This is a genomic window from Streptomyces sp. NPDC000880 (assembly GCF_053599675.1).
Genome location: NZ_JBSFMS010000021.1, coordinates 64313 through 76648, shown reverse-complemented (window position 1 = coordinate 76648; position 12336 = coordinate 64313). Strand labels below are relative to the sequence as shown.

Genomic DNA, 12336 nt, shown 5'->3' with positions numbered 1-12336 from the left:
GAGGACAACCAGCCGTCCGTGCAGATCCAGGTCTACCAGGGCGAGCGTGAGATCGCGGCGTACAACAAGAAGCTCGGGATGTTCGAGCTGACCGGTCTGCCGCCGGCCCCCCGCGGGGTCCCGCAGATCGAGGTCGCCTTCGACATCGACGCCAACGGCATCATGCACGTGACCGCGAAGGACCTGGGCACGGGCAAGGAGCAGAAGATGACCGTCACCGGCGGCTCCTCGCTGCCGAAGGACGAGGTCGACCGGATGCGCCAGGAGGCCGAGCAGTACGCGGACGAGGACCACCGCCGCCGCGAGGCCGCCGAGACCCGCAACCAGGGCGAGCAGCTCGTCTACCAGACGGAGAAGTTCCTCAAGGACAACGAGGACAAGGTCCCGGGCGAGGTGAAGACCGAGGTCGAGACCGCCGTCGACGAGCTGAAGGAGAAGCTCAAGGGCGAGGACACGGCCGAGATCCGCACGGCGACCGAGAAGCTCGCCGCGGTCAGCCAGAAGCTCGGCCAGGCGATGTACGCCAACGCCGCGCCCGACGGCGCCGCCGCTGCCGGAGCCGACGCCCCGGCCGGCGAGCAGGCCAAGGCCGATGACGATGTCGTCGACGCCGAGATCGTCGACGACGAGAAGGATGCCAAGGGTGGTGCCGCGTGACGGAGGAGACCCCGGGCTTCGACGAGAAGCCCGACGTCCCCTCCGGCGCCACCTCTGACGACGCCGCCGAGTCCGCCGAGTCCTCCCAGAAGGAGGGCGCGGCGGCCCCGGCAGGGGACGCAGCAAAGATCGCCGGCCTGACGGCTCAGCTGGACCAGGTCCGCATGGCGCTCAGCGAGCGCACGGCAGACCTCCAGCGGCTCCAGGCCGAGTACCAGAACTACCGCCGTCGTGTGGAGCGCGACCGGATCACGGTCAAGGAGATCGCCACGGCGAATCTGCTGACCGAGCTCCTGCCCGTGCTCGACGACATCGGCCGCGCCCGTGAACACGGGGAGCTGGTGGGCGGGTTCAAGTCGGTCGCCGAGTCTCTCGAGACGGCGGCGGCCAAGATGGGCCTGCAGCAGTTCGGCAAGGAGGGCGAGCCCTTCGACCCGACGATCCACGAAGCCCTGATGCACTCGTACGCACCGGATGTCACCGAGACCACGTGCGTCGCGATCCTTCAGCCTGGGTATCGCATCGGCGAGCGCACCATCCGCCCCGCGCGGGTGGCCGTGGCCGAGCCCCAGCCTGGCGCGACCCCGGCGGCCGGCAAGGAAGAGACGGCGAACGACGAGGAGAGCGGTGGCCCGGACGAGGGCTGACGCAATGATTGTCCGAGAGGAGGGACGTCGATGAGTACGAAGGACTTCGTCGAGAAGGACTACTACAAGGTCCTCGGCGTCCCGAAGGACGCCACCGAGGCCGAGATCAAGAAGGCGTACCGGAAGCTCGCCCGCGAGTACCACCCGGACGCCAACAAGGGCGATGTCAAGGCGGAGGAGCGCTTCAAGGAGATCTCCGAGGCCAATGACATCCTCGGTGACCCCAAGCGGCGCAAGGAGTACGACGAGGCACGCGCCCTCTTCGGCAACGGTGGCTTCCGCGCACCCGGGTCCGGCGGTCCCGGCGGCTCCTTCAACTTCGACCTGGGCGACCTCTTCGGGGGCGCCCAGGGCGGCCCGCAAGGTCAAGGTGGCGCCGGAGGCTTCGGCGGCGGTCTCGGCGATGTGTTCGGCGGACTGTTCAACCGCGGCGCCGGCACCGGCACGGGTACGCGTACCCAGCCGCGCCGCGGCCAGGACATCGAGTCCGAGGTGACGCTCAGCTTCACCGAGGCGGTCGACGGGGCCACGGTCCCACTGCGGATGTCCAGCTCGGCGGCGTGCAAGGCATGCTCGGGCACCGGCGACAAAAACGGTACGCCCAGGGTGTGCTCCACCTGTCTGGGCACTGGCCAGGTCTCGCGCGGCGGCAGCGGCTCCTTCTCGCTCACCGACCCGTGCGTGGACTGCAAGGGCCGCGGACTGATCGCGCAGGACCCCTGCGACGTGTGCAAGGGCAGCGGGCGCGCCCGCTCCTCGCGCACCATGCAGGTCAGGATCCCCGCGGGCGTCTCCGACAGTCAGCGGATCCGGCTGCGCGGCAAGGGAGCCCCGGGCGAACGGGGCGGCCCGGCGGGCGACTTGTACGTGGTCGTGCACGTCGACCCGCACCCGGTCTTCGGCCGCAAGGGCGACAACCTCACGGTCACCGTGCCCGTCACCTACACGGAGGCGGCGCTCGGCGGCGAGGTGAAGGTGCCGACCCTGGGCGGTCCGCCGGTCACGCTGAAGCTGCCCGCCGGGACACCCAACGGCCGTACGATGCGGGCCCGCGGCAAGGGCGCACTCCGCAAGGACGGCACCCGCGGGGACCTGCTGGTCACCGTCGAGGTCGCCGTGCCCAAGGAACTCAGCGACAAGGCGAAGGAAGCGCTGGAGGCCTACCGCGAAGCCACCGCGGACGAGGACCCGCGGGCCGAGCTGTTCCAGGCCGCGAAGGGAGCATGAGATGGATGGCCGATCGGGGCGCAGCCGCAATCCCTACGAACTGACCGAAGAGTCGCCGGTGTACGTCATCTCGGTGGCGGCCCAGCTCTCGGGCCTGCATCCGCAGACTCTTCGGCAGTACGACCGGCTCGGCCTGGTCTCCCCGGACCGCACCGCGGGCCGGGGCCGGCGCTACTCCGCCCGCGACATCGAACTGCTGCGCACCGTCCAGCAGTTGTCGCAGGACGAGGGCATCAATCTGGCCGGAATCAAGCGCATCATCGAACTGGAGAACCAGGTCGCGGCGCTCCAGCAGCGGGTCGCCGAGCTGTCGACGGCCATCGAGGGCGCGGCGGCGGCGATGCAGCAGCGCGAAGCCCAGGTGCACGCCTCGTACCGGCGCGATCTCGTGCCGTACCAGGATGTGCAGCAGGCGAGCGCGCTGGTGGTCTGGCGGCCCAAGCGGGCTGAGTAGGACAGAGCTGTACCGCCGAAGGGGCCGGAGAGCGAGTCGCCCTCCGGCCCCTTCGGCGTCTGTGGCCCGCAGCCTGCCGAGGACCGGTCAGCCTCCGGAGAGGATGAGGGCGATGAAGATCCCGCAGGCGATGATGCTGATGAGCCAGCTGCGGGTGTTCATCCACTCGCGCACCTTCGGCATGGTGCGCTCGGCCTTCCTGCCGAACAGGATGCGGCCCAGCAGCGGCAGCGCCGCGATGAGGACCGTAAGCCCGATGAAGGGCAGCGCCTCGCCCAGGCCGGCGTCGTGCTGCTGCAGATGAACCCCCACGGTCAGCATGACCACGAGGTCGGAGGGCATCAGCAGAATCAGCAGCAGGCCGACGGCGAACGCCTTCCCCGGGCCGGCCGTCATCAAGGACTTCAACCACTTCGGCGGCTCGGCCGTTCTGCGCCCCACCCAGTTCTTCACCGCGATGAACACCAGCAGGCCGACCAGTACGTACTCGATGATGTGGCCGACCGAGCCCTTGTCGGACGTACTGCCCGTGTCGACGGCGTGGCCCAGGAGCGCTGCGATGCCCCGCATGACAGCCACCCCGGCCGTGGTCCCGGCCGCGATACCCAGAAGGAACGCCAGGGACGCCCGGACCGCTCGCGGACTCGTCACAAAGATGATCGCCGACAGGATCTGGGGCCCCACCATCATCGTGATGGCGAGCGGAAGAATCCTCAGGTCCACCGGTGGCCTCGAGCTCCGAGAGCTTGGCCGGTTCGTCCACGCCGCTCCTGTCGGTGGCCGTCCATCGCACTCCTCCTGCCCGGGTGTCGTCGGGCGCCCGCGCACCGGACGCTGCGTACTCCTTCAAGCCCTTCAAGGGTGCCCAGTATGCGTGAGATGATCAATTTTGGTATGGAATGAAACGGGTGTCCTGCCCGGGAGGCCGGTGAGGCACGGGCGTGATGCTGTGACTGCCGGAGGGCGGGCGGCCGCTGGGGCGGCAGTTCTCAGACGGCTTACGGCTCGTCGCGGGACCGCGAGATCAGGACGACCTTCTGCGTGCCGCGGTCGTACCGGGGCTGCGCACATGCAACGTTGGCGCTTCAGGAGCCGATACACGCCCCGGCGTGTCGGCGGACGCCGGGGCCATCACGGGTCAGTCCTCGTGTTCCAGAATCCCCGACTGCGCGATGAGATAGCCGAGTTGGGTCCGGCTGCCACTGCCCAGCGCGGAGCCCAGCTTGGCGATGTGCGCACGGCAGGTACGGACGTTCATGCCGAGGCGCCGGGCGATGGCCTCGTCGACATGCCCCTCGATCAGGAGCTTGGCGATCGAGCGCTGGACGCCGGTGATGCCGTCCAACTGGGGCCCGTAGGAGATCTGTTCCTCCCACGGGATGCCGTGCAGCCAGAACTGCTCGAAGACGCCGACGAGGTACTCGACGATGCCCTTGTGCCGCAGCTCGAGGGCGGACAGGCGGTCGCTGCTCGCCGGGATGAAGGCCACTTTCCGGTCGATGATGATCAGCCGGTCGATGATCTCCTCCAGCGTGCGCACCTCCACGCCGGACGGGCCGACCTGTTCCATGTAGGACAGCGTGGCCTGGTGGTGGCGGGCCGTGTGCTGGTAGAGCGTGCGCATCCGTACGCCGCGGTCGATCAGCGGCTCCACGCGGCGCAGCGCCTTTTCCAGGATGTGCGGCTGTCGCCCGCTGCCGGGCTGGACAGTGAGAAGCTCCTCGGTGCAGTCTGCGGTGACTTGGTCAAGGGTTGTGTTGATGCGGTTGAGGCCTTCGAGGACGGTTATGCCTTGTGGGACGGTGGAGTTCTGAGCGGTGAACGCCATGAATGGCTCAAGAGCATCGGTCAGAGCGACAGTTCGTCGTCGGCGCTCTTGGATCTCCCGCTCGATGGGGTGTATCAGCTGTGTCAGCGCAGTGGTCGGCGGGACCGGGCGGAGCCACTGCGCGTCGTCGGGATCCGGGTGCAGCAGGGCCAGATCGAAGAGACAGGGTGTGGGTTCCGCTTCTGACCGGGCTATTCGCCCGGTACGCAGAGCGGTGATGTAAAGCCCCTTCCCCGCCTCGCACAGCTCACCGTCTGCGTGAGGGTGTCCGGATTCGCCCTCATTAGCTGGCATATGCACCCCCTCAGGCTCCTGCATTACAGGAACATGATGCCTGCCGTCGCTGGTGCAAGCGTTCGGAGTGAGACATCGTCTAATGCGCGGGGGAGGAGGAATGATCAAAAGAGGTGGAGATCACCCATGTCTAGGACGCTTCGTGCTCTTTGTGCTCTTGCCATAGCGGCGGCCGCGCTCGGTGCGGCGGCCTCCGGTGAGCCCTCCTGGGGTAGCTCTCCCGTCGGCGCGGTGACGGCAGCCCCTGGCGAACCTTCGTGGGGTATCGCTCCCGCGGACGCTGTGGCCAATACGCCCGGAGAGCCTTCATGGGGTGTCGGTCCGGCAGCCGTTACGGGCGCGAACGGTGAGCCCTCCTGGGGTGTCGCTCCGGCCCGCACGGACGCATGACCGTTCCACCGGACGACCGGGTCTTCCGGCGTGAGATGGCTACGGCTTACAGATCGGGGTGGCATTTCATCGACCTCGTCACGGCAATCCCCCACCGTGGCGACTCGTTGATGGTCACCCTCTTCGGAGAGCCGATTGTCGTGGCACGCGAGGAGGACGAGGACGTCCGCGCGTACCGGTGTCTTCGCCGGCCCCGTGGAGCTCCACAGCCCGTCCGCTGTGCCATCCGGTACGGCATGATTTTCGTCAATCTCGACCAGCGGGACCACCAGTTGGCCGAGCCCGATACCACCACCGCCACCCCCCGCAGTGCCTGAGCGGTTCCCCCGTCGTTGTAAATCGCTCGGGCGCTTCCCCCACACAGCGGCGCCATCGTGGACCTGAAACACGATGGCGCCGCTGTGCTTTTCCCGGATCTTTTCCCGGGCTCTTTCCCGGCTTCCCGGCTTCCCCGGGCTAGGCCCGGCCCATCGCCCGTGTGAGGGCGATCTCGACCAGCACCCGGTCCGGGTTCGGGGCAGGGGTGCGTCCGTAGCGTTCCGCGTAGCGCTCCACCGCCTCCGCGATGAGCTCCGGCTCCGTACGGACCCTCGCGCGGCCCTCCAGGGTCGCCCAGCGTCCCCTGTCGACCTGGCAGACCGCGACCGGCGCCCCGTCGGCGCCGGCTGCCAGGATGTTGTCGACCTTGTGGCTGTGCTTGTTGGTGATGACGCGGGCGAGTCCGCCCTCCGGGTCGTAGGTGACACCGACCGCGACGACGTGCGGGGTTCCGTCCTGGCGCGGGGTCGTCAGTGTGCACATGTGGTACTCACGCCAGAAGTTGAGATAGGACGCGTCGGGGTTGCGCGGGTCGATGGCCATGCCCGGAACCTACAGGCGGCGGCTGTCTCACTGGGTTGAGTGGAATAGACTCAACTTTGTGCACGTTGAATGAGTCAGCGTTGAGGGAAGAGCCCCACCCCGCAAGGAGGAGAGACCGCACGTGGACGCCGAGCTGACCAACAAGAGCCGGGATGCAATCAACGCCGCCACCACCCGGGCCGTGTCCGAGGGGCATCCCGATCTGACCCCCGCGCATCTGCTGCTCGCGCTGCTCGCGGGCGCGGACAACGAGAACATCATCGACCTCCTGGCCGCCGTCGATGCGGACCAGGCCGCCGTGCGCTCCGGGACCGAGCGGGTGCTGACCGCGCAGCCCAGCGTGACGGGGTCCACCGTCGCGCCGCCGCAGCCCAACCGGGAGTTGCTCGCCGTCATCGCCGACGCCGCGCAACGGGCCAAGGAGCTCGGGGACGAGTATCTGTCCACCGAGCATCTCCTCATCGGCATCGCCGCGAAGGGCGGGCAGACCGGGGAAGCGCTGGCCCAGCAGGGGGCCACGGCGAAGAAGCTGCTGGACGCGTTCGAGAAGGCAAGGGGAGGGCGCCGGGTGACCACACCCGATCCTGAGGGGCAGTACAAGGCACTGGAGAAGTTCGGTACGGACTTCACCGCGGCGGCCCGCGAGGGCAAGCTCGACCCGGTCATCGGCCGGGACCAGGAGATCCGTCGGGTCGTCCAGGTGCTGTCGCGTCGTACGAAGAACAACCCGGTGCTGATCGGTGAGCCGGGCGTCGGCAAGACCGCGGTAGTCGAAGGGCTGGCGCAGCGCATCGTCAAGGGCGACGTGCCCGAGTCGCTGAGGAACAAGCGGCTGGTGGCGCTCGACCTGGGCGCGATGGTGGCGGGCGCGAAGTACCGCGGTGAGTTCGAGGAGCGGCTGAAGACCGTCCTCTCCGAGATCAAGGAGAGCGACGGACAGATCATCACCTTCATCGACGAGCTGCACACAGTCGTGGGCGCGGGCGCCGGCGGGGACTCCGCGATGGACGCGGGCAACATGCTCAAGCCGATGCTGGCGCGCGGTGAGCTGCGGATGGTGGGCGCGACGACGCTCGACGAGTACCGCGAGCGGATCGAGAAGGACGCGGCGCTGGAGCGGCGCTTCCAGCAGGTGCTGGTTGCCGAGCCGACGGTCGAGGACACGATCGCGATCCTGCGCGGGCTGAAGGGCCGGTACGAGGCCCACCACAAGGTGCAGATCGCGGACAGTGCGCTGGTCGCGGCCGCGACGCTCTCGGACCGGTACATCACGTCGCGCTTTCTGCCCGACAAGGCGATCGACCTCGTCGACGAGGCCGCGTCCCGGCTGCGGATGGAGATCGACTCCTCGCCCGTCGAGATCGACGAGCTGCAGCGGGCCGTGGACCGGCTGCGGATGGAGGAGCTGGCGCTCAAGAACGAGACCGACGAGGGCTCCAAGCAGCGCCTGGAGAAGCTCCGCCGCGACCTCGCCGACAAGGAGGAGGAGCTGCGTGGCCTCACCGCGCGTTGGGAGAAGGAGAAGCAGGGCCTCAACCGGGTCGGTGAGCTGAAGGAGAAGCTCGACGAACTGCGCGGCCAGGCGGAACGCGCGCAGCGCGACGGCGACTTCGACACCGCGTCCAAGCTGCTGTACGGGGAGATCCCGGGCCTGGAGCGGGAGTTGGCGGAGGCCACGGTGGCCGAGCAGGAAGCGGCCAAGGACACCATGGTCAAGGAGGAGGTCGGCCCGGACGACATCGCGGATGTGGTCGGGTCCTGGACGGGCATCCCGGCCGGACGCCTCCTGGAAGGGGAGACCAAGAAGCTCCTGCGGATGGAATCCGAGCTGGGCAGGCGGCTGATCGGCCAGACGGAGGCGGTCCAGTCGGTGTCCGACGCCGTACGCCGCACCCGCGCCGGGATCGCGGACCCCGACCGGCCCACCGGCTCCTTCCTCTTCCTCGGCCCGACGGGCGTCGGCAAGACGGAGCTGGCGAAGGCGCTGGCGGACTTCCTCTTCGACGACGAGCGGGCGATGGTCCGCATCGACATGTCGGAGTACGGCGAGAAGCACTCGGTGGCCCGCCTGGTCGGCGCGCCTCCGGGCTACGTCGGCTACGAGGAGGGCGGCCAGCTGACCGAGGCGGTGCGCCGCCGCCCGTACTCCGTCGTCCTCCTCGACGAGGTGGAGAAGGCGCACCCCGAGGTCTTCGACATCCTGCTCCAGGTCCTCGACGACGGGCGTCTGACGGACGGCCAGGGCCGGACGGTGGACTTCCGCAACACCATCCTGATCCTGACGTCGAACCTCGGCAGCCAGTATCTGGTCGAGCCGCTGACCAGCGAAGAGGAGAAGAAGCAGCAGGTCCTCGAGGTCGTACGGGCCTCGTTCAAGCCGGAGTTCCTGAACCGGCTGGACGACATGGTGGTCTTCTCGGCCCTGTCCAAGGACGAGTTGACCCACATCGCGAAGCTGCAGATCGACCGCCTCGCCAAGCGCCTCGCCGAACGCCGCCTCACGCTGGACGTCACCCCGGCGGCCCTGGAATGGCTCGCGGACGAGGGCAACGACCCGGCGTACGGCGCCCGCCCGTTGCGCCGCCTGGTCCAGACGGCGATCGGCGACCGCCTGGCCAAGGAAATCCTGGCGGGCGAGGTCACGGACGGCGACACGGTCCGCGTGGACCGCTTCGAGGACGGCCTGCTGGTGGGCCCGGCGCAGTAACCGGCCCGCGGGGCGCGGCGCCGCGGAGCGGTTGGTGGCCCAGGCTCGCGGCGCGAAGCTGCCCGCGCCTGGGTGCGGGTGCGGGGGGCCCGCGCCCTCTGCCTCGCCGCGGGGCGACCTGCCCGTGGCTGGGCCGCCGCCGTGGGCGGGCCTGGCCTTGCCGCGCGAAGCTGCCGCGCCCGGGTGCGGGGCTGTGTCCCGTACCGGCCTCCCCGCCGCAGAGCGGCGGGGAGGCCGGTGGTCGGCCAACTGCCCTGGTGGGGGCGAGGCCCGCACCCTTTTTCCCGCCGCCGACGGTGCGGGTGGCCCGGCACCGTGGGCGGGCCTGGCCCCGCGGCGCGTAGCTGCCGCGCGGGGGTGCGGGGCTCGCCCCGCGTCCCCCCTTCCCGCCGCGCCCCCCGTAAGGGTTGCCAGCACCCGCCCGACATGGGAGAGGATGGCAGGAACCGTACGAAGGGAAATCCACGGTGACCATCGATCCGTCCTCGATTCCGAATTTCGGGGGCCAGCCCCAGCCTCAGGCCGCAGGACCGGCGGGCCCCGTCGTTCCCGACCAGGACCTGGTCAAGCAGCTCCTCGACCAGATGGAGCTGAAGTACGTCGTCGACGACGAAGGCGACCTCGCGGCGCCGTGGGAGGAATTCCGCACGTACTTCATGTTCCGAGGCGAGGACGACCAGCAGATCTTCTCGGTGCGGACGTTCTACGACCGGCCGCACGCCGTCGAGGACAAGTCCAAGCTCCTCGACACGATCGACGACTGGAACCGCCGCACCCTGTGGCCGAAGGTCTACACGCACATCCACGAAGAGGAGGACGGCCCCACCACCGTCCGCCTCATCGGCGAGGCGCAGATGCTGATCGGCATGGGCGTCAGCCTGGAGCACTTCGTGTCGTCGACCGTCAGCTGGGTCCGCGCTGCGATCGAGTTCGACAAGTGGCTCGTCGAGCAGCTCGGTCTGGAGCCGGCGGACGCGGACGAGAAGCCCGCCGACGACGCCTGACCCGCCCTAGCGGCCCCCGCCGCGCCCTACAGTGCGATCGGGGAAAGCGTCAGCAGATACGCCCCGTAGGCGAACGAAAGCCCGGCCAGGACGACGGTCACCACGACCGCCGTCCTCGGCCGGGCTTTTTGTCAGCGCGCATGCCAGCGGCAGCAGCAGCGGGAACGCCGGCAGCAGAAACCGCGGCTTGGACTCGAAGAAGCCGGACCCGCCGACCGTGATCAGCACCAGCACCGCCGTGTACACGAGCAGCCCCGTCGGCGGCCGGTCCAGCGCCAGCAGCGCGAACAGCAGCACCGCTGCCACGACAATCAGCATCGCCATCAGCAGCGAGAGCAGCGTCGGGCGCAGCACGATGTCCCGCACCACCTTCAGCGCCCCGATCCCGAAATCGAACCGCGAGGTCCACCCGGGATCAGCATGTACCAGTCGGAGTCCCAGGCGCGGGCCACGATCGCCCGCGGCGAACGCCCGATGTGCCAGGCCCAGCCGGCCATCACCAGCAGCCCGGTCAGCCGCGCCGCCGCGAACAGCCCCAGTGCGGGGGCGGCTCGCAGCAGAGCGGTGCGCCAGCGGGGGACGGGCCGGGAGCCCTGTGCCGGTGCGCTGTCGAAAGTCTCGGCGGACAGGGGGCACCTCCGGGCGCGCACAGGGGTCGGACAACCCGACCATGAGCGGCCAAGGCCTCGCACGCGAGCGCTGACCAGCCGGACGGGGCCGGTTCCTACCCGGTCGGCTGAAGGGACGCGTGTCGCCCGTGACAGCGGGCGCTTCAGCCGCTGGAGAGTTCGCCGGGCGGACGGCCCCCACCAGTTCCGGCGAGGCCCTCACCCAGGTCAATGCCTGCTCATACACATCTAAGATCGCTGGTCACAGGCTCCGGTGAAGGCTTGAACGTCCTCACCAGTAGGCCGGTGTTCCCCGTGATGCCTATCGTGAGGGCCGAATCTCCTGGTTGGTGGACTCGGGAAAGCGGGATCGCATGAACACGGCGGGGACGGCTGACGCGCGCGGCGTAGTGGGCTCGGCAGGCTGGAGCCCTGCGGCTCGGGTGCGGGGCATGGGCACGTCGATCTTCACGGAGATGACGGAGCTGGCGCGGAGCACCGGGGCCGTGAACCTCGGTCAAGGGGTGCCGGAGCTGGCCAGTCCGCCCGTGCTGCTCAAGGACGTAGCGGACGCGGTGCTCGCGGGCAGCAACCAGTACCCGCCTGCTCATGGATTCCCGGCGCTTCGCGAGGCTGTCGCCGCTCATCAGCTGCGCCGGTACGGCCTCGACTACCAGCCGCAGGGCGAGGTGCTGATCACCACGGGCGCGACGGAAGCACTCGCTGCGGCCCTCCTGGCGCTCTGTGATCCCGGTGACGAGGTCATCGCCTTCGACCCCTGCTACGACGCGTACGCGGCGGATGCCCGGCTTGCCGGGGCCCGGTTGGTCGCTGTCCCCCTGGTCCTCGACGGCGCCGCGTTCGCTCTCGACGCAGACGCATTGCGGGCGGCCGTTTCCCCGCGTACTCGGGTGCTGCTCCTGAACACTCCCCACAACCCGACGGGCATGGTCTTCAAGGCCGAAGAGTTGGAAGCCATCGCGGACGTGTGCCGTGAGCACTCGCTGACGGTGATCACGGATGAGGTCTACGAACACCTCGTCTACAACGACGGTGCCCGCCATCTCTCCATCGCCGCTCTGCCGGAGATGCGGGAACGGACGGTGGTCATCTCCTCGGCGGGCAAGACCTTCAACGCGACCGGCTGGAAGGTCGGTTGGGTGTGTGGGCCCGCGCCGCTTGTCGCTGCGGTGGGCGCGGCCAAGCAGTTCCTGACGTACGCCTCGGGTACTCCGTATCAAGAAGCGCTGGCGCGGGCGCTCGGCTCGGTGGAGGAGTGGGCGGCTGGTCTGCGGGACACTCTGCGCAGGAACAGGGACCTGCTGAGCGACGGCCTGACGGAAGCCGGCCTGCGGCCTTTCCGTGCGGATGCCGGCTACTTCGTGCAGGCGGATGTGCGGCCGTGGGGCTACTCGGACGGGGTCCAGTTCTGCCGGGACCTGCCGGAGCGCGCCGGCGTGGTGGCCATCCCGACGTCGGCGTTCTACCTCAGCGTGAATGCTCCGGCGTGGCTGGTCCGCTTCTCGTTCTGCAAGCGGGAGGACTCGATCCGCAAGGCGGTTGACCAGTTGATTGCCGCGCGCTGATCGGTGCCGCTCTGAGCCGTGCTTGGCCGCAGGGCACCTTGCGGTGTTAGAAAGGTCAATGTGGTCAAACGCT

At 69.2% G+C, this 12336-nt stretch carries 13 protein-coding genes; 8 read left to right on the top strand and 5 right to left on the bottom strand.

Annotated elements, in window-relative coordinates; all coding sequences use genetic code 11:
- The 4 genes from ACWDO5_RS10200 to ACWDO5_RS10185 all read left to right on the top strand — a co-directional run.
- Positions 1-657: Hsp70 family protein (locus ACWDO5_RS10200; RefSeq protein ID WP_450529873.1), on the top strand; the 657-nt coding region annotated here is incomplete at its 5' end.
- A complete protein-coding gene (gene grpE / locus ACWDO5_RS10195) occupies positions 654-1304 on the top strand; it encodes a nucleotide exchange factor GrpE (RefSeq protein WP_450529872.1) in 651 nt (216 codons plus the stop codon). The genes ACWDO5_RS10200 and grpE, both read left to right, overlap by 4 nt.
- Positions 1305-1334: 30 nt before the next feature.
- On the top strand, positions 1335-2531 hold the full coding sequence (gene dnaJ / locus ACWDO5_RS10190) for a molecular chaperone DnaJ (RefSeq protein WP_450529871.1): 1197 nt from the start codon (positions 1335-1337) through the stop codon (positions 2529-2531).
- Between the two features lies 1 nt (position 2532).
- Complete coding sequence (locus ACWDO5_RS10185; protein ID WP_450529870.1) at positions 2533-2985, top strand: heat shock protein transcriptional repressor HspR; 453 nt, start codon at positions 2533-2535, stop codon at positions 2983-2985.
- Positions 2986-3072: 87 nt separating this feature from the next.
- Here ACWDO5_RS10185 and ACWDO5_RS10180 read toward each other — a convergent pair whose 3' ends face one another.
- Complete coding sequence (locus ACWDO5_RS10180) at positions 3073-3708, bottom strand: GAP family protein (protein ID WP_450529869.1); 636 nt, start codon at positions 3706-3708, stop codon at positions 3073-3075.
- 415 nt (positions 3709-4123) lie between these two features.
- On the bottom strand, positions 4124-5107 hold the full coding sequence (locus ACWDO5_RS10175) for a helix-turn-helix transcriptional regulator (protein WP_450529868.1): 984 nt from the start codon (positions 5105-5107) through the stop codon (positions 4124-4126).
- Between the two features lie 386 nt (positions 5108-5493).
- Here ACWDO5_RS10175 and ACWDO5_RS10170 point away from each other — a divergent pair, with 386 nt between their 5' ends.
- The gene (locus ACWDO5_RS10170; RefSeq protein WP_351549710.1) at positions 5494-5814 is read left to right on the top strand and encodes a (2Fe-2S)-binding protein; all 321 of its coding nucleotides are present in this window, start codon (positions 5494-5496) and stop codon (positions 5812-5814) included.
- Between the two features lie 139 nt (positions 5815-5953).
- On the opposite strand, the gene ACWDO5_RS10165 is transcribed toward ACWDO5_RS10170, so the two are convergent.
- Positions 5954-6358, bottom strand: a complete 405-nt coding sequence (locus tag ACWDO5_RS10165; RefSeq protein ID WP_450529867.1) for a pyridoxamine 5'-phosphate oxidase family protein — start codon at positions 6356-6358, stop codon at positions 5954-5956.
- A 121-nt stretch (positions 6359-6479) separates the two neighbouring features.
- Here ACWDO5_RS10165 and clpB point away from each other — a divergent pair, with 121 nt between their 5' ends.
- Together clpB and ACWDO5_RS10155 are read left to right on the top strand one after the other, a co-directional pair.
- Positions 6480-9065, top strand: a complete 2586-nt coding sequence (gene clpB, locus ACWDO5_RS10160; RefSeq protein WP_450529866.1) for an ATP-dependent chaperone ClpB — start codon at positions 6480-6482, stop codon at positions 9063-9065.
- Positions 9066-9532: 467 nt separating this feature from the next.
- The gene (locus ACWDO5_RS10155; protein WP_450529865.1) at positions 9533-10069 is read left to right on the top strand and encodes a YbjN domain-containing protein; all 537 of its coding nucleotides are present in this window, start codon (positions 9533-9535) and stop codon (positions 10067-10069) included.
- Positions 10070-10075: 6 nt separating this feature from the next.
- Here ACWDO5_RS10155 and ACWDO5_RS10150 read toward each other — a convergent pair whose 3' ends face one another.
- On the bottom strand, positions 10076-10435 hold the full coding sequence (locus tag ACWDO5_RS10150; RefSeq protein WP_450529864.1) for a hypothetical protein: 360 nt from the start codon (positions 10433-10435) through the stop codon (positions 10076-10078).
- Between the two features lie 5 nt (positions 10436-10440).
- Positions 10441-10719, bottom strand: a complete 279-nt coding sequence (locus ACWDO5_RS10145) for a hypothetical protein (protein ID WP_450529863.1) — start codon at positions 10717-10719, stop codon at positions 10441-10443.
- Positions 10720-11129: 410 nt separating this feature from the next.
- On the opposite strand from ACWDO5_RS10145, the gene ACWDO5_RS10140 reads away from it, so the two are divergent.
- Positions 11130-12263 carry an aminotransferase class I/II-fold pyridoxal phosphate-dependent enzyme gene (locus ACWDO5_RS10140; protein ID WP_450529862.1) on the top strand — a complete coding sequence of 378 codons (1134 nt, stop codon included), beginning with the start codon at positions 11130-11132 and terminating at the stop codon, positions 12261-12263.
- The last annotated feature ends 73 nt before the right edge of the window (positions 12264-12336 follow it).